The 18,776-nt window shown below is 61.3% G+C and carries 17 protein-coding genes; 2 read left to right on the top strand and 15 right to left on the bottom strand.

Features of this window, described 5'->3' with window-relative positions; genetic code table 11:
- Positions 1 to 187: 187 nt before the first annotated feature.
- Positions 188 to 547 (bottom strand): helix-turn-helix domain-containing protein, encoded by a 360-nt coding sequence (locus HX817_RS29055; protein WP_177021099.1) that lies wholly within the window; start codon positions 545 to 547, stop codon positions 188 to 190.
- Positions 548 to 646: 99 nt separating this feature from the next.
- Here HX817_RS29055 and HX817_RS29050 point away from each other — a divergent pair, with 99 nt between their 5' ends.
- A complete protein-coding gene (locus HX817_RS29050; protein ID WP_102369069.1) occupies positions 647 to 1,396 on the top strand; it encodes an SDR family NAD(P)-dependent oxidoreductase in 750 nt (249 codons plus the stop codon).
- Between the two features lie 121 nt (positions 1,397 to 1,517).
- Here HX817_RS29050 and HX817_RS31455 read toward each other — a convergent pair whose 3' ends face one another.
- From HX817_RS31455 to HX817_RS29020, 6 genes are all read right to left on the bottom strand, one after another.
- Positions 1,518 to 1,949, bottom strand: a complete 432-nt coding sequence (locus tag HX817_RS31455; protein ID WP_256348845.1) for a hypothetical protein — start codon at positions 1,947 to 1,949, stop codon at positions 1,518 to 1,520.
- A gap of 100 nt (positions 1,950 to 2,049) precedes the next feature.
- The gene (locus HX817_RS29040) at positions 2,050 to 3,099 is read right to left on the bottom strand and encodes an alcohol dehydrogenase (protein ID WP_177042044.1); all 1,050 of its coding nucleotides are present in this window, start codon (positions 3,097 to 3,099) and stop codon (positions 2,050 to 2,052) included.
- Between the two features lie 84 nt (positions 3,100 to 3,183).
- Positions 3,184 to 4,347: an FAD-dependent oxidoreductase gene (locus tag HX817_RS29035; RefSeq protein ID WP_177042042.1), complete on the bottom strand. Its 1,164-nt coding sequence runs from the start codon at positions 4,345 to 4,347 to the stop codon at positions 3,184 to 3,186.
- A complete protein-coding gene (locus tag HX817_RS29030) occupies positions 4,344 to 5,012 on the bottom strand; it encodes a cupin domain-containing protein (RefSeq protein ID WP_177042040.1) in 669 nt (222 codons plus the stop codon). Before HX817_RS29030 ends, HX817_RS29035 begins: the two co-directional genes overlap by 4 nt.
- 71 nt (positions 5,013 to 5,083) lie before the next feature.
- Positions 5,084 to 5,425: a carboxymuconolactone decarboxylase family protein gene (locus tag HX817_RS29025; RefSeq protein WP_218172331.1), complete on the bottom strand. Its 342-nt coding sequence runs from the start codon at positions 5,423 to 5,425 to the stop codon at positions 5,084 to 5,086.
- A gap of 80 nt (positions 5,426 to 5,505) precedes the next feature.
- Positions 5,506 to 6,279, bottom strand: coding sequence for an SDR family NAD(P)-dependent oxidoreductase (locus tag HX817_RS29020; RefSeq protein ID WP_177042036.1), 774 nt, complete (start codon positions 6,277 to 6,279; stop codon positions 5,506 to 5,508).
- Between the two features lie 197 nt (positions 6,280 to 6,476).
- Between HX817_RS29020 and gcvA the strand changes: the two genes are divergently transcribed.
- Entirely contained in the window at positions 6,477 to 7,415 is a 939-nt protein-coding gene (gene gcvA / locus HX817_RS29015; protein WP_177042034.1) for a transcriptional regulator GcvA, read from the top strand.
- A gap of 6 nt (positions 7,416 to 7,421) precedes the next feature.
- Here gcvA and HX817_RS29010 read toward each other — a convergent pair whose 3' ends face one another.
- From HX817_RS29010 to HX817_RS28975, 8 genes are all read right to left on the bottom strand, one after another.
- Positions 7,422 to 9,002 carry an ABC transporter ATP-binding protein gene (locus tag HX817_RS29010; protein ID WP_177042032.1) on the bottom strand — a complete coding sequence of 527 codons (1,581 nt, stop codon included), beginning with the start codon at positions 9,000 to 9,002 and terminating at the stop codon, positions 7,422 to 7,424.
- Between the two features lie 15 nt (positions 9,003 to 9,017).
- Positions 9,018 to 10,040 (bottom strand): ABC transporter permease, encoded by a 1,023-nt coding sequence (locus HX817_RS29005; protein WP_177042030.1) that lies wholly within the window; start codon positions 10,038 to 10,040, stop codon positions 9,018 to 9,020.
- Positions 10,040 to 11,104 (bottom strand): microcin C ABC transporter permease YejB, encoded by a 1,065-nt coding sequence (locus tag HX817_RS29000; protein ID WP_008433386.1) that lies wholly within the window; start codon positions 11,102 to 11,104, stop codon positions 10,040 to 10,042. Before HX817_RS29000 ends, HX817_RS29005 begins: the two co-directional genes overlap by 1 nt.
- Positions 11,091 to 12,929, bottom strand: a complete 1,839-nt coding sequence (locus tag HX817_RS28995; RefSeq protein WP_177042147.1) for an extracellular solute-binding protein — start codon at positions 12,927 to 12,929, stop codon at positions 11,091 to 11,093. Before HX817_RS28995 ends, HX817_RS29000 begins: the two co-directional genes overlap by 14 nt.
- 129 nt (positions 12,930 to 13,058) lie before the next feature.
- Positions 13,059 to 15,998 carry a TonB-dependent receptor gene (locus HX817_RS28990; RefSeq protein WP_177042028.1) on the bottom strand — a complete coding sequence of 980 codons (2,940 nt, stop codon included), beginning with the start codon at positions 15,996 to 15,998 and terminating at the stop codon, positions 13,059 to 13,061.
- A gap of 191 nt (positions 15,999 to 16,189) precedes the next feature.
- The gene (locus tag HX817_RS28985; protein ID WP_003217682.1) at positions 16,190 to 17,143 is read right to left on the bottom strand and encodes a FecR domain-containing protein; all 954 of its coding nucleotides are present in this window, start codon (positions 17,141 to 17,143) and stop codon (positions 16,190 to 16,192) included.
- Positions 17,140 to 17,652 (bottom strand): sigma-70 family RNA polymerase sigma factor, encoded by a 513-nt coding sequence (locus HX817_RS28980; protein ID WP_003217684.1) that lies wholly within the window; start codon positions 17,650 to 17,652, stop codon positions 17,140 to 17,142. The genes HX817_RS28985 and HX817_RS28980 overlap by 4 nt, the downstream gene beginning before the upstream one ends.
- A gap of 181 nt (positions 17,653 to 17,833) precedes the next feature.
- Entirely contained in the window at positions 17,834 to 18,772 is a 939-nt protein-coding gene (locus HX817_RS28975) for an AraC family transcriptional regulator (protein WP_003217685.1), read from the bottom strand.
- Positions 18,773 to 18,776: the final 4 nt, after the last annotated feature.

Genomic DNA, 18,776 nt, shown 5'->3' with positions numbered 1-18,776 from the left:
GCGGCGGTAAAAAAGAGGGGCCAGCTTAGTGATCGCCCTCGGCGCATACAAGCCGGTGTTTACAGACTCGCTACAGAGTCACCAGCGGCAGGGTGTCGTGAATAGGCAATGGATACGGGAGATAGACGTAACATACTGATTTAACTCAACTAAATATCCATTTAGTCGAGTTGGATATTTTGCGAATTTAAGGCTGGGCGAGGGCGGTCGTTCGGCGCTCACTGATGCGTTCAACCGCCAGCATATGGTCGGTGCCCCATTGGCAAAGCGGCCCCAATGCCTGGGCCAGCGAGCGTCCGAAGGGAGTCAGGGAGTATTCGACCTTTGGCGGTATCTCCTTGTAGTCGATGCGCGCGATGATCTCATCGCGTTCCAGCTCCTTCAATTGCTGGATCAGCACCTTGTCCGTCACGCCGCCAACGGCGCGCCGCAGTTCGCCATAACGGTGAACTTCATGGGCCAGGTGATACAGGACCAACGGTTTCCATTTCCCGCCAATCACCGCCAGGGCGGCGTCGAGCCCGCAGTTAAAGGTGCTGTTTGACATGTTTTTGCCCTCAGGCTGAGGTACTTACCAAAAGGTGCATACTATTCAAAAAAATAGCGCAGATCTACGCTTGGGCCTCAACATTTGAGGGAAACACTCATGAACAGGCTCAACGGGAAAATCGCCATCGTCACCGGTGGCAACAGCGGGATCGGCTTGGCCAGCGCCATACGCTTTGCGGCCGAAGGTGCACAGGTCGTTATCGTGGGACGCCGCCAGGATGAACTGGACAAAGCCTTGGTCCTGATCGGGCATGACGCGATCGCGATCCAGGGCGACATTTCAAACCTGCGTGATCTTGAGCGGGTATTCGCGCAGATCAAGGCTGACAAAGGTCGTGTTGATGTGTTGTTCGCCAATGCGGGCCTTGGGGATCTGGAGCCCATTGGTGCGATCACGGAGGAATCGTTTGATCGCACCTTTGGCGTGAACGTGAAAGGCACGTTGTTCACCGTACAGAACGCGTTGCCATTGATGAGCGCCGGTGGCTCGATTGTGCTGACAGGTTCGACGACGGCCTCGATGGGCACCGCAGCGTTCAGCGTCTACAGCGCGTCGAAAGGCGCACTGCGAAACTTCGCGAGAAGCTGGGCGCTGGATCTGCAAGGCACAGGTATTCGCGTGAACGTGCTTTCACCTGGGCCGACAACGACACCAGGTTTGGACAGAGCGCTATCAGGTACCGGCCAGAAGGATGCGATTGTCGATTCGATGGTTACGCGTGTACCGCTGGGTCGTATGGGGCAGCCAGATGAAGTGGCGAATGCGGCATTGTTCCTGGCATCGGATGAGAGCAGCTTCATGACGGGCAGCGAGATGTTCGTGGATGGCGGTTTCGCTCAGGTGTGATCCAGGCTCATCGACCAAATCGAGACAGGCTGGGTTTGGTCGATGAGGAGCGTGGTGCACTGGTTGAAATCTGGCTGGCACTGACCCTGATAACGGATCATATGATTGCGCATAATGTATATTATGTTAAATGACGTATAGCGCCCGGGATTTGTTTGAGCAGGAAATGCGCTCGAGTGGCTAACGCACCTTGCCCTTTCAGATCAAACCGACCGGCCATGTACTTGGGGACAGTCAGTGCCAGCGCGACGACAGCCAACACCAGCGGTAAAAGCGAAACCCACAGCACTGTATTCCAGCCATAAGCCGACAGCAGCCCACCCGACGAAAAAGACCCGACCGCCATCACGCCGAACACGATGAAATCGTTGAGCGATTGAACGCGTGCTTTCTCTTCATGCCGATGGCATTTCCAGCACCAGTGCGGACGCGCCCAGCAATCCAAAATCCCACCAAGCCCCAGCAGGATCAGCGACCCGTCGAATTGCAGTCCCAGATTGGCCGAGGCATTGCTAATGCCTGCAGAGGTGCATGGCCAATTCCGAGCGGACACCCTCCTCCAAGCTCTTCAGCCGTCGGCATCGGCAGTCTGTTGGGGCAGTGTTGAGATCATGGTTCTTCATGGGTGTCGAGTACCGACAGCAAGGTCGTCATCACGGGTCAATGCGCGCAGCGGCGTGCTCACCTGCGATGCTCAATACCATGCGGAATTTGACGTCGCCGGACTTCATCCGTTGGTAGGCTTCATTGGCCTGTTCGAAGGGCATCACTTCGATCCTCGGGCGTACGTCAGCCAGCACGCTGAAATCCAGGGTCCTTTCGTTTTCGTAGGGCGAGCCGGTGATCGAACCCAGCAGGCTGCGCTCACCCACGACCAGGTGGCCGGTCGACACCGGCAACGGATCTTTGCCCGCTCCAAGCAGAACAAGACGGCCTTGTGGTGCGAGCCCGGCCATGAGCGCCGATACGGTAGCAGGGGCGCTGATAGTACTCACGATGGCCTGAGCGCCGCCCATTTCCTTGAGCTTCGTCGCCGCGTCTTCTTCATGGGTGTCGATGTAGACATGGGCTCCCAGGTTCCATGCGTCGTCGGCGATATCAGTGCCGCGCCCGATGGCAACCACGCGAAACCCCATCCGGCGCGCATACTGCAGGGCCATATGCCCCAGGCCGCCAATACCAAAGATGGCAACCGTATCGCCCGCCTGCGCGCCGCACTTCTTCAACGCATTGAACGTGGCGATGCCGGCGCAAAGCAACGGCGCGGCTTCCTCGGCAAGGAGTTCGTCAGGAATCGATACCAACCCGGAGGCTCGCGCCAGCATCATTTCGGCATAACCACCGTCGCAAGTAGCGCCGACAAAGGGCTGGTGTTGGCACAGCTGAAAGTGCCCCTGGCGACACGGTACACATTCGCCGCAAGGCCCGCCCAGGCGGCCCACGCCCACACGCTGGCCGACTTTCCAGAGCGATGGAACGTGCTCGCCCAGCGCGGCGATGCGGCCGACCACTTCATGACCCGGCACACGCGGCGGCTGCAGTGCAGGGTCCGCCCCTTCGATGTCGCCAATATCGGCACCACAGATGCCGCAGGCCTCCACGGCAATCAGCACCTGCCCACTACCAGGGGCAGTTGTTGGACGGTTAACCAGCTCCAGAAAACCCGGTCGGGTGACTTGCATGGCACGGTATGTAGCGTTCATAGCCCTCGGCTCCTGAAAAGATAAAAAACGGAGAAGTGTCAGGCCGAAACAACAACGAGTGCCGTCTTGCCTTGCGATCTCAGGTCAACGCTTCGATGGATTCAACGCAGCCGCACTGGCATGTTCAGTCAACGCCTTCACGCCCAGGCCGGCGGCCTCGACGGCCCCGGCCAAATAGCCGGAAAACTGCGGCGACCACTCACTGGCGATGCCTGTCAGGCATCCTTGCCAGGGTCCCGAAGTTGCCTTGGCCGAGGGCGCTCGGGCATGCTGGGCCGCGGCATTTATATCGACTGCAGTGGCCGTAAGCGGGTCTTGCGCCCAGTCCTTGATGGCTTCGGCCTTGAGCGTCGCCGCCAGAGGGCCAAACATCCGGACCAGTTGCGCACGGCAGTGCGTGCGCAATACCTCGTCGGAGACCGTGCTGCGTACACGCGCCGGCACGCCCAGGAAGCCAAACAGCGCTGCGCTGCCACCCAGCATGGAGGCGTCATGGATTTCACCCAGTGGCCCACGTGCACTGCGGCCTTCACCGGACAACCCCTGCTCCCGCCAGAACGGTGTGTCATAGATGGCGACGTACTTGGCTTGAGGTGCCATCCACGTCGCCGTTTCACGCCACTGCAGGGCCAGCGATGCAGGCAAGGCCGGTTCGAATGCGATGGTGCTTTCGACCAGTCGAGGCGGCAGCGCCAGCAAGACATGCTCGGCCTGCCAGGCACTGACATGGCCTGCGGCGTTTTCGCTCTCAAGCTCGATACAGCCGTGGTGTTTGCGAAGTCGGCGCACCGTGTGGCCGGTGATGATGTTTGCCGGGGCGAGCTTATCTCGCAGGGCTTCGGTCAAGCGCCCCATGCCACCGGCCAGGCGCATGGACGCGGGCGAGTTCACGTAGCCATGCATGCGCACAGCAGGCTCCTCGGGTGAGCGCTCCACCATCATGTCGCCCTCCTCGAACTGCTCAAACTGCTCCAGGCCCAAGGCCTCCACCAGCCGGCCAAGCTCGTGTTGGTAGCCAGGCCAGAACCAGGTAGGGCCCAGGTCGAAGCGGTCGATGCCGTCGGTGTTCGCGCCAATGTGGGTAACGGCCTGGCCGGTGGCGTCGATGGACGCAATACGGCCGCCGAGGGCTTCCCTCCCCTCCAGCAACACATAATCGGTTATGCCCTGGCGTTCCAGCAGGTAGGCGGCGTACAGGCCGCTCAAACCGGCACCAACGATAGCAATGCGTACCGTGTGCTTGCTCATTCCTCTGCCGCCACATCGGCCAGGTGGCCCGTTTTGAGGTACAGGGTGGCGCCTTGGTCGCCAGCGTAGAGATTCGCAGACTCACCAGCAGGCAGGCGCACCCAACTGCCGCACTCGTATGCCTTTCCATCCAGCGTCACGTTGCCCGCCAGCACCAGCAGTTCAGCGCCATCAGGCAGCGTCTCGAAAATCGCGTCATGCGGTGCCAGACGTTGCAGACAGACCTGCTCCGTTTCATCACGGAACAGCGTGCAAACCTCGCGCCGGCCCTCCCGACGCCACGCGGCAGGGTCACGGGTATCAATGCGCACATGGCGCTGCTCGCGTCCCTGCATCTGCTGAAGCTTGACGAAAATGACGGCGCCCCCGGCGCTGGAGGGTTGATGGCTGGACCCGGGGGGATTGCGCAAATACCAACCCGCCGGGTAGTCCCCACTTCCGTCGGAGAAGGTCCCCGACAACACGAGAATCTCCTCTCCCCCGGGATGGGGGTGGCGAGGGAAACGGGAGTCAGGGGCATACCGCACAAGGCTGGTGGCACGGGCTTGTTCCGCGCCCACGCGGTCCAGCATCACGCGCTCGACGCCATCCTGGGGCGAAGCCACCCATTGACACTGCTGGGACGCCACGATGGCGCGGCGAGTGAAATCGGCATTGATCAGCATGAGGGTTATCCAAGCGGGGACAAAGACACCGGCCAACCCGTCCGTGGGTGGTCGGTGCTTATTGATAGGGCTTACTGACTGGGCAGCTGTTGATAGGCCTCGACGACGCGTGCCGAGTACGTCAGCGCAGCACCCGCGTTCAGGGCAATCGCCACACCGAGGGCTTCGGTGATTTCTTCAAGCGTGGCACCGTGCTCCACCGCCTTCTTGGTGTGAACGGAAATACACCCGTCGCAGCGCGTGGTCACAGCCACCGCCAATGCGATCAGCTCGTGGATCTTCGGTTCCAGATGCCCCGTCTTGACCGCCGAATTGTCGATCATCATCAGGCCGCGCATTACGTCGGGGTTTTGTTTGGCGTAGTCGCCCACGCGCTCCATCAGGGCGTCGCGGTAGCCATTCCAGTCTTGCATCATGGTCTTTCTCCAAAAACAGATTGAAGCCTTGTGTGGGGGCACGCCTGGCAAAGAACTCAGTGCGTCAGCGGCGCAGGTCAGTTACGGCCAGCCATGACACCGCCATCGACGTCCCAGACGGCGCCAGTAACCCAGCCCGCCTTGTCCGAGAGGAGGAAGGCAACCACTTCGGCGACATCCTGAGGCGTGCCCACACGGCCAATCGGGTGGAAGCTGTTGAAGCCTTGCAGCGCACTGTGTACTTCGGCTTTTGGAATGAAGCCTTCGTAGATAGGGGTCTGCACCACGGCAGGCGACACCGCGTTAACACGGATGTTCTTGCTGCCCAGTTCCATCGCCAGGTGCTGGGTCAGCGAGTGCAGACCCGCCTTGGCCATCGAGTAGGCCGACGACGGTGTGGCCGCGATCGCCTGCTTGCCCCACATCGAACCAATGTTCACGATCGCGCCCGGGCGGTTCTTGGCGACCAGGTTGGCGGCAACCTTTTGCGTGATGAAGAAGGTCGCTTTGTTGATCGACATGTACTGGGCGTAATCGGCTTCCGAATGCTCCAGGAATGGCTTGGGGAAGAACACGCCAGCGGCGTTGACCAGCAGGTCGATATCCGAATGCTGTTCGTCCAGGGTTTTGATCAGCGAAGCGACGGCGGCGTCGTTGGCCAGGTCGGCGGTCAGTGCCCATACCTGGCCCAGTTCAGCCAATTCCCGGCGGGCTGCTTCGGTTTTTTCCGGGCGGTTGCCCACGATGACTACGCTGCCGCCTTCGGCCAGTACGGTGCGCGCCGTCTGCAGGCCCATGCCGCTGGTGCCACCGACGACCAACAGCTTCTTGCCCTTGAATTGATTGCTCATCTTGAAAATCTCTCTGTGCGCCCGCCGCCAGGCAGGACTTGAATGGAAGAAAAACTATTGTTTCCAACGGCACTCTCATGCCTATGCGCTCACCCATCAAACAGATCAACAGTCGGCATGGAGGCGATTTTTCTCCTCTTCCGGCCCGCAGACAAACGAGATAAAGTGTCAGCCCCAGAAAGAAAAACTTTATCGATATGAAATCGCCCGTCCATCTCAACGCCCTGCGTGCTTTCGAGGCCAGCGCCCGCCATCAGAGCTTTTCTTCGGCGGCGGTCGAACTCAATGTCACACCCGCCGCTGTCGGTCAGTTGGTCCGTACGCTGGAAGACTGGCTGGGTAGCCCGCTGTTTGTGCGCGGTAGCAGCGGTCGGGCACGCCTTGTACCTACTGAGGCGGCTGAGCGTGCATTGCCAGACATCCGGGCAGGTTTCGACAGGCTGGCGCTGGGGATGGAACGACTTAGCGAAGGCTCGATCAGCGGCGTACTGACCGTGGCCGTCAGCCCGGCTTTTGCCGCCAAATGGCTTTTGCCTCGTATCGACCGCTTTCAGGCGGTGTGCCCCGAAACAGACGTGCGTCTGGATACCAACCTCAAGCCGGTGGATTTCGTCGCCCAGCGGATCGATATCGGCGTGCGTTATGGCACGGGGCGTTGGCCGGGGCTGACCGCCGAGAAGCTGATGGACGAAGAGGTGTATCCGGTGTGCTCGCCACAACTGTTGCGCGAGCATTCGCGTTTGCAAAAAACCAGTGACCTGGCACAGGAGACGTTGATTCACGACCTGTCGATGGATAGCCATACCGGCTTTCCGAGCTGGGAAACCTGGATGCAGAAAGCCGGATCGAAGGACTCCCTCTCCCTGCGAGGCATGCAAATCAACAATTCTGCCGCCGTGTTGCAAGCTGCGGTTGAGGGGCATGGTGTTGCGCTAGCCCGCAGCGTCATGGCGCACGACGATCTGGCAAGCGGACGCTTGGTGAGGCTGTTCCCAGAGATCAGTGTTCCATCGGAGCTGGCCTACTACGTCATTTATCGGCCTGAGTGCGCCAGCCTGCCCAAACTGACGAGGTTCCGGGACTGGTTGTTGGCAGAAGCACTGCAGACGGTAAAGCGTGAGATCAGCACCCACTAGGCTGTACTACTCGCGATTCCTCAACGACGACGCTACCAGCAAATCCCGCGTATAGGCATGCTCCGGCGCGTCGAACAATTGCTCGGTACTCCCCGCCTCCACCACCACGCCATCCTTCACCACGATCAAGTCGTGAGCCAACGCCCTTACCACCGCCAGGTCGTGGCTGATAAACAAGTAGGTCAGCCCATGCTCCTCCTGCAACCTGCGCAGCAAGCTCACCACCTGCTTTTGCACGGTGCGGTCGAGGGCTGAGGTGGGTTCGTCGAGCAATATCAAATCCGGCTTGATCACCAGTGCGCGGGCGATCGCGATGCGTTGGCGCTGGCCGCCGGAGAATTCGTGGGGGAAGCGATGGCGCGTATCGGGGTCGAGTCCGACGTCGCGCAACACGGCAATCACTTGAGCTTCGCGCGCGCAAGCATTGAGGTCCGTGTGTACGCGCAGGCCTTCTTCGATGATTTGCTGCACGCTCATGCGCGGACTGAGGCTGCCGAACGGGTCTTGAAACACCACCTGTAGTTTGCGCCGCCAGGGACGCAGGGCCTTGCCTTTGAGCGCGTCGAGGGCCTGGCCCTGGAAGCGAATGCTGCCTTGGGCGTCGATCAACCGCAGGATCGCCTGGCCAAGGGTGGATTTGCCCGAGCCGGATTCGCCAACAATGCCCAAGGTTTTGCCACGTTGCAGGCGCAGGTCGATGCCGTCCACCGCCTTGATCGGCGGTTTGCGCCGCAGCAGGCCGCCTTGCGGGAACCAGACCTTGAGGTTGTCCACTTCCAGCAGGTTGTCCGCCGTCTCACGCACCACCGCCCTGCCCTCGGGCTCGGCCTCGAGCAACTGCCGGCTGTAGGCGTGCTGCGGCGCGGCAAACAGTGCCTGGCAGTCGGCCTGTTCGACGATCTGGCCGGCGCGCATCACCGCCACGCGCTGGGCGATGCTGCGCACCACGTTGAGGTCGTGGCTGATCAACAGCAGCGCCATGCCCAGGCGTTGCTGCAGGTCTTTGAGCAGCGCAAGAATGCGTCGCTGCACGGTCACGTCCAGGGCCGTGGTGGGCTCGTCGGCGATCAACAGCAGCGGTTCGCAAGCCAGGGCCATGGCGATCATCACCCGCTGGCGCTGCCCGCCGGAGAGCTGATGCGGGTACGCTGCCAGGCGCTGGCGCGGGTGCTGGATGCCCACCAGTTCGAGCAACTCCAACACGCGCTCACGCGCCGCCGCACCGCCCAGGCCTTTGTGCAGCAGCAGGGTTTCGGACAACTGCCGTTCGACGCTGTACAGCGGGTTGAGCGAGGTCATCGGCTCCTGAAAGATCATCGCGATGCGATCGCCGCGAATCTGCCTTAAACGCTCCGGCCGCGCGCCGAGCAGCTCTTCGCCCTGGTAGCGAATACTGCCCTGGGTACGCGTGGTGTGGGGCGGCAGCAATTGCAGGATCGAGTGGGCGGTCACCGATTTGCCGGAGCCCGACTCGCCCACCAGCGCCAGGCACTCGCCCGGGTGAATATCCAGGTCGATGCCACGCACCGCTTTGTGCCCGTCGAACGCCACTTTCAGGTTACGAATTTCAATCAACGCGTCAGTCACGGCACAGCTCGCTTATCAGGATCGGGGGTCGAAGGCGTCGCGGCAGGCTTCGCCGATAAACACCAACAGGGACAGGATCAACGCCAACGTAAAAAACGCGGTCAGCGCCAGCCACGGGGCTTGCAGGTTGTTTTTTCCCTGGCCGATCAACTCACCCAGGGACGCACTGCCCGTGGGCATGCCGAAGCCAAGAAAATCCAGGGCGGTGAGGGTCGAAATGGCCCCGGTCAAAATGAACGGCAAGTAGGTCAAGGTGGCAGTCAGCGCGTTGGGCAGAATGTGCCGCAACATCACCTGAACATCGCCCACACCCAGGGCTCGCGCGGCCTTCACGTACTCCAGGTTGCGCCCGCGCAGGAACTCGGCGCGCACCACATCCACCAGGGTCAGCCAGGAAAACAGCGCCATGATCCCCAGCAGCCACCAGAAACCCGGTTCGACAAACCCGGACAAGATGATCAGCAAGTACAGGACCGGTAGCCCCGACCAGATCTCGATCAGGCGCTGCCCCAACAGGTCGACCCAACCGGCGTAATAGCCTTGCAGCGCGCCGGCGGCGACCCCGATCAAAGTGCTCACCACGGTCAGTGCCAAGGCAAATAACAGCGATATCCGGGTGCCGAAAATCACCCGCGCCAATACATCCCGGGCTTGATCATCGGTGCCGAGCCAGTTGCTCGCGCTGGGCGGCGCCGGCGAAGGGGTCGTGAGGTCGTAGTTGACCGTGTCGTAGCTGAACGGAATAGGCGCAAACAGCATCCAGCCGCCCTGCCCTTCAATCAGTTCATGCACGTAAGGGTCACGGTAATCCGGCTGAAACGCCAACGTGCCGCCGAAATCCTGCTCGGTGTAGCGCTCGAAGGCCGGGAAATACAGTGAGCCCTGGTACGCCATCACCAGAGGCTTGTCGTTGGCCAGCAGTTCGGCACCCAGGCATACGGCGAACAGCGCCAGGAACATCCACAGCGACCACCAGCCGCGGCGATTGCGCTTGAAGTGCAGCCAGCGGCGACGGGTAATCGGAGTAAAAACCGGCATCAATGCGACCTCGCGGAAAAATCCAGCCGGGGGTCCAGCAGGCGGTAGCACAGGTCGCCCAGCAACTTGATGACCAACCCGACCAGGGTAAAGATAAACAGCGTGCCGAAGACCACGGGATAGTCCCGTGCCACTGCCGCTTCGTAGCTCAGGCGACCGAGGCCGTCGAGGGAGAAAATCACTTCAATCAGCAACGAGCCGCCGAACAACATCGCGGTGAGCGCCTGGGGCAGGCCAACCACGATCAGCAGCATGGCGTTGCGAAACACGTGTTTGTACAGCACCTGTTTTTCGCTGAAGCCCTTGGCCCGCGCGGTCACTACGTACTGGCGGCTGATCTCGTCGAGGAAGCTGTTTTTGGTGAGGATGGTCAGTGTGGCAAAGCCGCCAATCACCAGCGCCGATACCGGCAAGACAAGGTGCCAGAAGTAGTCCACGACCTTGCCCGCCCATGACAGGCTGGCAAAGTTCTCCGAGACCAGGCCGCGCACCGGAAACCAGTTCAACAGGCTACCGCCGCCGAATACCACGATCAGCAGCAAGGCGAACAGGAACGCCGGCATGGCGTGGCCGATAATGACCGCCGCACTGCTCCACACATCGAAGCGGCTGCCATGGCGCACGGCCTTGCGGATGCCCAGCGGGATCGACACCAGGTAACTGATCAGCGTGGCCCAGAAGCCCAGGGACAAAGTCACCGGCAGTTTTTGCAGGATCAGGTCGGTGACCTTGGCGCCGCGGAAGAAGCTATCGCCAAAATCCAGCCGCGCGTAGCTGCTGAGCATCAACCACAGCCGCGCGCCAAGGGGCTTGTCGAAGCCGTATTGGCGCTCGATATCGGCCACCAGCGCGGGGTCCAGGCCACGAGTTGTGCGCGATTCATTGCTGCCGGTTTCCACCCGTGTGCCGGCCACCGACGCTTGGCTGCCGATGCCTTGCAAGCGCGCGATGGCTTGCTCAACCGGGCCACCCGGGGCGGCTTGCACGATAAAAAAGTTGACCAGCAGGATGCACACCAGCGTTGGTACGATCAGCAATAAACGGCGCGCGCTATAGGCCAGCATGTTGGGAAGCCTCAGTCAGTTGACGCATCTGTGCGGTGGTCAGCGGTGTCGGGCTCACTTCCCACCAGGTGTCGATGCCCACGTCATTGAGCGGCGCTGTGCGGGGCCGACCAAAACGGTTCCACCACAGCGAGGACGAGCCCGGCGGGTAATAGTTGGGAATCCAGTAGAAGCCCCACTGCAACACGCGGTCGAGGGCATGGGCGTAGCGCACCATGGTCGGGCGGTCGTTGGCGCGGACAAGGCCATCGATCAAGGCGTCCACCGCCGGGTTGCGCAGTGCCATGTAATTGTTGGAGCCAGGGTCATCGGCACTCTCGGAACCGAAGTAGTTGGTCAGCTCGCGGCCCGGCGATGGGCTGACCGGGTAGCCGTTGACGATCATGTCGTAGTCCCGTGCGCGCACGCGGTTGGCGTATTGGGCCGAGTCGATCATGCGGATCGTGAAGCCGATGCCGATCTGCGCCAGGTTGCGTTTGTAGGGCAGCAGCAAACGTTCGAAGCCTTTCTGGGCATTCAGGAAGGTGAACTGCAACGGCGTGCCCTCGGCGTTAACCAACTGGTCGCCGCGCGGGGTCCAGCCCGCCTCGGCCAGTAACTTCAGCGCTTGCGCCTGCTGCGGCCGAATGCGCCCGCTGCCATCGGTGCGCGGCGGCTGGTAGACCTGGGTGAACACCTCCTCCGGCACTTGCCCGCGCCAGGGTTCCAGAATGGCCAGCTCCTGGGCATCCGGCAGCTGGGTGGCCGCCAATGCGCTGCGGGAAAAGAAGCTGCGCTGGCGCAGGTACAGGCTGTGCATCATCTGCCGGTTGCTCCAGTCGAAATCCCACAACAGGCTCAGCGCCTCGCGCACGCGGCGGTCCTGGAACTGCGGTTTTTGCAGGTTGAACACAAAGCCCTGGGTGCCCTGCACGGCATTCGGTGCCAGTTGTTCACGTTGCAGACGACCGTCGCGCAAAGCCTCGCCGTCGTAGCCCACCGAATAACTGGTGGCGGAAAATTCGCGATTGAAGTCGTAACCCTGGGCTTGCAGGATCTGGCGCGACACGTCGCCGTCGGCAAAAAACTCAAGCCGCAGGGTGTCGAAGTTGTACTGCCCCTGCGTCACCGGCAGGTCTCGCCCCCACCAATCCTTGACCCGTTCGAAGGTGACACTGCGGCCGTTGTCCACGCTGCTGATACGGTACGGGCCGCTGCCCACCGGCGGTTCAAAGCCGCCGCCGCTGGCGAAATTGCGTCCCTGCCACCAATGTTCCGGCAGCACCGGCAGTGAAGCGAGGTCCAGGGGCAAGGTGCGATTGTCGGCGCTTTTGAAGGTGAACCGCACTTGGGTCGGCGATTCCACCAGCACCTGGTCCACATCGGCAAAGCTTTGGCGATACGCCAGGCTGCCTTCGGTGGTGAACAGCTTGAAGGTGTAGGCCACGTCCTGCGCGGTGATGGGCGTGCCATCGGCAAACCGCGCCTTGGGATTGAGGTAGAAACGCAGCCATGAATGGTCATCTGCCAGCTCCATGCCTTGCGCGACCAGCCCGTACACGGTGTACGGCTCATCCTGCGAACGGTACGCCAACGGGCTGTAGAGCCAACCCTGGATCTGGGTGATGCCGGTGCCTTTGTCGACATACGGGATCAGGTGATCAAACGCCCCGCCTTCCATCGACGAACGACGAAAACTGCCGCCCTTGGGCGCGTTCGGGTTGACGTAATCCAGGTGTTTGAAGTTGGCCGGGTACTTGGGCGCTTCGCCGTATACCGTCAAAGCGTGCGTCGGTTGAGCGAGCAGTGACGGGGCCCAAAGCCCCGCCAGCAGCGCCCACACCATGAAGCGAAACAGGCTCACAAACTCAACTCCTTTTCCAAAAACACTGAAGGCTCACTTATGCAGGGTTGTGCGTCGACGCCAGGGTTTTTATAGAGCACCGGTTAGACCGTTAGCGCATGTGCTTATGCGCTACTTGCCGAAGTGGTAACTCACGTCCAGCCAGACCTGGCGGCCATAGGGGTCGTAGTTGCCGCTGGGGTAATACGGCCAGCCGGCGGAGTCATCGTGCTTGACCTGATTGAGCAGGTTGTTGACGGTCAGGCCGACACTCGCCTGCTCGTTCACCTGGTAACGGGCGCTGGCGTTGAAGGTGGTCCAGGGCGACAGGCGCCCATCGCCGGCGCCATTGGTCACGCTGCCGTAGCGAATGCCGGTCAGCGTGGTGGTGAGGTGCTGGTAGTCCCAGGTCAGGCTCGCGTTGACCTTGCTGCGCCAGTCGTGGTTGTCGGTGCTGGAGCGCAGGTTCTGGGTTTGCGCATCGTCCGATTCCTTGAGGTAGTGGGACAGCACCAGGCTGTAGCCAATCGCCGAACTGAACGCGCCGTACTGGCCTGCGCCCCAGCGAATATTACTCTTGAGGTCCAGGCCGCTGACCCGCTCGCTGGCGGCGTTGATCGCATTGACCTGCACCCGTTGCAGCACGTTCGGGTCCACTGCCGCCGTGCTGGCATTGCGCTGGATGCGTGCCAGGACGTCGGCGCAAGTGGTCGCATCAAGCTGGCCGTTGCGGCACTGGTTTTCCTGTTGCAGCAAGCGGTTGATGTCGACGGTGGTCAACAGGTCCTTGATTTCGACGCGCCAGAAGTCGGCGGAGAAATCAAACTGATGCGAGGGCGACCAGACAAAGCCATACGTCCAGGACTTGCCACGCTCGGAGGCGAGGTCCGAATTACCGGTCTGGGTGTAATCCACGCGGCCCCGGTCACACGCCCCTTCTACGCCCTTGCTGCAACCGTAATAGTCGATCTGGTCAGGCGTGTAGCCATTGGTCGCGGCCTGGTAGAGGTAGTTGAGGTCGGGTGCGCGAAAGCTGGTGCCGTAGCTGCCACGAAACAGCAGGCTGGTCACCGGGCGCCATTCCAGGCCCAGGTTGTAGGTTTTTTGTTGCTCGGTGCGGCCACTGAATTTGTATTGGTCCCAGCGCCCGGCCGCCGAGGCGAGCAAGGTGTCGGTAACGGGAATGCTCAGCTCGCCACCCGCGGCGTAGCGGTCACGCGAACCGCCTGAATTGGAGGCCGGCGTGGTGTTGTAAAACGTGCCGTCATTGAGTTGGTCGTCGACATCGACGCTGTAGGATTGCCGCCCCACTTCGGTCACACCGGCAAAGCCCACCGGCCCGGCGGGCAGCTCGAACAGGTCGCCGTTGATGTTGGCGCTGAAGGTTTGGGAAACCGATTTACTCTTCTGCACCAGGTTGCCGCGAAACTGATCCCACTGCTCCGGAGTCAGCGGCTGGTCCAGCCGCGAAGGGTCTGGCGCGAAGACCGGGTGCCCGTCCTGTGTGCCCAGTTGCGGCCCGAGGTAGTAATCGCGGATGCCGCTCAAAGGCGTGTAGCGGGTGGTGCGGTCGCTGGTGTACTCGGAGCGGTTCGCCGCAATCTGATAACCCCAATCACTGTTGGTGAACTTGTCTTCCAGGCCCAGGGTGCCGGTCCAGGACACTTCGCGCCATTTGCTGTTGTTGCTGGTCTTGCCACCGATTTCCTCGCTGGAAAAGTTGCGTGACCAGCGCTCCAGGTTGCCGGTGTTGCGGTTGATAAAGTCCGGCGAGGTGAAGCTTGGGCCGCGCGTGTTGTTCTGCGTGTGATCAAAGCCAAACATCAAGTCGGCAAACACTTTGCCGGTGTCGCTGAAATGCCAGGTGCCGCGCGTGTAGCCATCATAGTTTTCCTTTTGCGCCTGCAAGGTCCAGTAATCGTTGTAGTACTGGTTGGTGGTGCAGCGGGTGCTGCTGCCACCGAGCTTGCCGTTGTAGATACCGCCGTAGGCACCGCAGCCGGGGCCGAGGTAGGCGCCGCTGTCGAGGTTACGGCGGTAGCCCACATCCTTGGCCGGGCCGTCGCTCATAAAGCCGCGCTGGTTGGCCCAGATCGGTTGGCGCTGGGTCAGCTCCAGGCCGAATACCCCGTCAAAATCGCCCCAGGTGTCGCCGCCGCTGATCTGCAGGCGCTGGTTGTCTCCGCCGCCACGCTCGGCGGCGCCACCACGCAGATTGACGTCCACGCCGCTGATTTTGTCTTTGAGGATGATGTTCACCACCCCGGCAATCGCGTCGGAGCCATACACCGCCGAGGCGCCGCTGCTGAGGATCTCGATACGCTCGATCATCACCGCCGGGATGTTCGCAAGGTTGGTGAAGTTGACCGCGCCGTCGTACGCCGTGGGGTAGTCGGCCACGCGCCTGCCGTTGATCAGCACCAGCGTGTGGTTCGGCCCCAGCCCTCGCAGGTTGAGGGCACTGGCGGCCGGTTGGAAGGTGTTGCCGTAGTCTTCGCCCTGGGTCATGCCGGTGTTCTGGGTTTGCGAAGCGATGGCGTCGTAGACGTTTTTGTAGCCCCTGCGGGTGACTTCGTCAGCGGTGATGACCGTGACCGGCGACGGACCTTCAACCTGGGCACGGGCAATGCGTGACCCCGTGACCACGACCTTTTCCAACGCTACATCGCCCGGGACTTTCGCCGCCGTGGGCGCCGCCTTGACCGCCGCTGCAGGTGGCTTGGCCGCCCGGCGCAGGGTCCAACCGCCGTCGCCACTGGGCACGGCGTCGAGGGCTGCACCGTGTAGTGCCTGTCGCAGCGCTTGCTCGGTGGTGAAGGTGCCCCGCACCGGCGCGCTGGTCAGGCCTTGCACAAGGTCTTGCTGGAAGGAAATGATCTGCCCGCTGCTGCGCGACAGGGTCAACAGCGCTTGGTCGAGGGGGCCGCTGGCGATATCAAAATCAAAAGTCTGGGCGGTCGATATCGCGGACAGCGGCTGTGCCAGCACCGCCGTGCCATGTCCCGCCAAAGTCAGGCCAATCGTCAGAGACAGTGCCGCCAGAGATGCGCGACTGAGAGGTTTGCGTTGCATGGTTGAGGTTCCCATCATTGATATGCCGTTGATGGGTTGAACAACAGATCGGGGTTTTTTATAGGCGGCCGTTAGGCTAAAAAAGCATGGGTTTATAACGGCCCGAAACAACACTCCCAGGCAGATACACCCTGGCCTGTATTGGGTTGTGCAACAGTGGCGGGGGTTTTATAGGGCTGGGACAATTATTTTTATCGGCGCTCGATACTGACCCAATAAGGGCTGTGATAATCGATCTGCACCGGCAAGGATTTGGCCAGCAATTGCAGGGCGCCCTGGCTGTCGTCCAGCGGGAAAATCCCGCTCAGCCTCAGGCTCGCCGCCTCGGGGCTGACGCGGATGATGCCGCGCCGGTAGTCACGCAGGGCTTGCACCACTTCACCCAATGAGCGGTCACGCACTTCCAGCAAGCCTTGGGTCCACGAGGCCTCGCCGCCGCTGGCGGTTTCCAGGTCGAGGATGCCATGGGCATTGAACGTGGCTTTCTGGCCGGCACTGATCACCTGCACAGCGCCGTCGCGCGTGGTGATTTCCACTTGGGAATGCAGCATCGTGATTTGGGTTCGATCCTCGCCCTGCTGTACCAGAAACCGCGTACCCAACGCGCGCATGCGGCCGTGTTCGGTCTCGACGATAAACGGTCTGAGACTGTCCTTGAAAACGTCCACCAGCAGCTTGCCGTCGAGCAACTGCAACAGCCGTTGCCGAGCATCGAAATGCGTCAGCACCTTGCTGCGCGCATCCAGGGTCAATGCACTGCCATCCTCCAGCGTGAGGTTCAGGCGCTCGCCCGTACCGGTGCGCAAAGCGCCCAACGGCAACCAGCTGTCGGACAGCCGCGTGATCAGACTTCCAAACGACACAACGCCAACCAGCGCCAGGGTATTGCGCAAGAAGCGCCGGCGGCCCGACGGTGCGTTGAGGGTGTGCAACAGGCTGTCGCGGGGCATGCGGCGCAGTTCGTCATTGTTCAGCACGGCCGGAACGCCGCCCATCATGTTGAAGATTTCGGCACGCCGTGGGTCGCCCTCACTCCAGCGACGGAACGCCTGGTGCTCCTGAGCACTGGCGTGCCCGGATTGCAGCAACGCCATCCACTGTGCTGCCTCGTCGATGATCGCCTCATCCGGCGCGCTGTGGCTCATGGCTGTGTCATCGCCAGGTAACAGCGCTTGAACGCATCGGCCATGTATTGCTGAACCCGGCTGACCGAGACCTGCAGGCGCTCGGCAATCTGCGCATAGGTCAAACCGTCCAGCTGGTGATACAAAAACGCCGCCTTGGCCTTGGCCGACAAACCGTCGAGCAAGCGGTCGACTTCCAGTAGCGTCTCGATCAACAGCAAACGCTCCTCGGGCGACGGGTGCACCATCATCGGCGCCTGGGCCAATGCTTCCAGGTAGGCACGTTCCAGGTCCTGGCGACGCCAGCCCTCATACATCAGGCGCCGCGCGATGGTGGTCAGCAACGCCCGCGGCTCGCGGATTTGCGAAGGGTCGGGCAATGCCAGTACCCGCAGGAAGGTCTCCGATGCAATGTCCTGAGCCCCATGGGCGCACCCCATGGCCCGGCTTACCCGCGTGCAAAGCCAACTGTAGTCACTTTTGAACATCTGCCCAATCAGACCGAAATGTGGGTTCTGATTTACACCCATTGCATGCTCCATGCGAATAAAGGCCATTCAGCCTGGCGGTTGATGAGCAATGGAAAGCCATCGCTGGAGGCGGACTTTGCATGAGGGGAGCATAGGTTAGGAAAGAATAAAAAATAACAGCAGCCTGTCAAATTGGCATATGCAGAAAAATCAGATACGGGCCAGCGCCCTGGCTGTCAGGTCAGTGCGAAGACACATAGACAGAAGGCTGCGCCGGCGCGGGCAGCGAATAGGTTGCTTTCATCCATTCGACTTCAGCATGGGGTGTGCGGCCGAAGTAGCGCTTGAACTCTCGGCTGAACTGCGATGCGCTTTCATAGCCCACGTTAAAAGCCGCAGATGAGGCCGACATGTCGTCGCGGAGCATCAACAACCTTGCCTGGTGCAGACGAGTCGATTTCAGGTACTGCATGGGTGAGGAGTCGGTGACTGTTCGAAAGTGCAGATGAAAGCTGGGTACGCTCATACTTGCCTCCTGGGCCAGGCACTCGACGTCCAGCCGCTCCTGGTAACAGCTGTGTATCTTGCGAATGGCGCGGGTCACCTTTGCGAAATGGCCTTGCTTGCCAAGGGCCGCCCGCATGGACCCTCCTTGTTCACCTGCGATGATCCGGTAGTAAATCTCGCGCACCAGCGACGGGCCGAGGATCGGCCCGTCGACCGGATGGCTCATCGCTTCGAGAAAGCGCAGTGTGGACTCGCGCAACATCTCGTCCATCGGCGAGGAATACATGCCTTTGGGACGTTCGTGGGTCGGACCGGATTTTTCGTCAATTTCCAGGATCAGTTCGCCAGCGAGTTTGAAATCCAGGCGCATGTATACCGCCAGCATCGGTTCCTCTTCGCTGGCGTCGGTTTCCATGGTGAAAGGCACTGGCACAGACACCACCAGGTAGTGCTGGGCGTCGTAAAGGTAGACCTCGTCGCCCAGATAGCCGAGCTTGCGCCCCTGGCACAGGATGACGATGCCAGGCTCGTAGAGCACTGGCGTGCGGGTCAGCGGGCGATTGGAGCGCAGAAAGCGTATGTCTTCCAGTGCGCTCAGGTTGTAGCCCTCCAGGGGGGCCAACTGCTCCATCAGTTGGACCATGCGCCGGGTTCGCGCGGCAAAATGATTCATAGGC

Origin of the sequence: Pseudomonas sp. C6002, from assembly GCF_013385805.1 — a bacterium.
In the GTDB taxonomy this organism is placed as follows: domain Bacteria; phylum Pseudomonadota; class Gammaproteobacteria; order Pseudomonadales; family Pseudomonadaceae; genus Aquipseudomonas.
Note: the sequence above shows the minus strand (reverse complement) of the source record. Positions and strands in the feature narration are given on the sequence as shown.

Coding starts and splice junctions, on each gene's coding strand:
- HX817_RS29055 (WP_177021099.1), bottom strand. CDS start 547: ATGTCAAACAGCACCTTTAACTGCGGGCTCGACGCCGCCCTGGCGGTG.
- HX817_RS29050 (WP_102369069.1), top strand. CDS start 647: ATGAACAGGCTCAACGGGAAAATCGCCATCGTCACCGGTGGCAACAGC.
- HX817_RS29040 (WP_177042044.1), bottom strand. CDS start 3,099: ATGAACGCTACATACCGTGCCATGCAAGTCACCCGACCGGGTTTTCTG.
- HX817_RS29035 (WP_177042042.1), bottom strand. CDS start 4,347: ATGAGCAAGCACACGGTACGCATTGCTATCGTTGGTGCCGGTTTGAGC.
- HX817_RS29030 (WP_177042040.1), bottom strand. CDS start 5,012: ATGCTGATCAATGCCGATTTCACTCGCCGCGCCATCGTGGCGTCCCAG.
- HX817_RS29025 (WP_218172331.1), bottom strand. CDS start 5,425: ATGCAAGACTGGAATGGCTACCGCGACGCCCTGATGGAGCGCGTGGGC.
- HX817_RS29020 (WP_177042036.1), bottom strand. CDS start 6,279: ATGAGCAATCAATTCAAGGGCAAGAAGCTGTTGGTCGTCGGTGGCACC.
- gcvA (WP_177042034.1), top strand. CDS start 6,477: ATGAAATCGCCCGTCCATCTCAACGCCCTGCGTGCTTTCGAGGCCAGC.
- HX817_RS29005 (WP_177042030.1), bottom strand. CDS start 10,040: ATGCCGGTTTTTACTCCGATTACCCGTCGCCGCTGGCTGCACTTCAAG.
- HX817_RS29000 (WP_008433386.1), bottom strand. CDS start 11,104: ATGCTGGCCTATAGCGCGCGCCGTTTATTGCTGATCGTACCAACGCTG.
- HX817_RS28995 (WP_177042147.1), bottom strand. CDS start 12,929: ATGGTGTGGGCGCTGCTGGCGGGGCTTTGGGCCCCGTCACTGCTCGCT.
- HX817_RS28990 (WP_177042028.1), bottom strand. CDS start 15,998: ATGCAACGCAAACCTCTCAGTCGCGCATCTCTGGCGGCACTGTCTCTG.
- HX817_RS28985 (WP_003217682.1), bottom strand. CDS start 17,143: ATGAGCCACAGCGCGCCGGATGAGGCGATCATCGACGAGGCAGCACAG.
- HX817_RS28980 (WP_003217684.1), bottom strand. CDS start 17,652: ATGGGTGTAAATCAGAACCCACATTTCGGTCTGATTGGGCAGATGTTC.
- HX817_RS28975 (WP_003217685.1), bottom strand. CDS start 18,772: ATGAATCATTTTGCCGCGCGAACCCGGCGCATGGTCCAACTGATGGAG.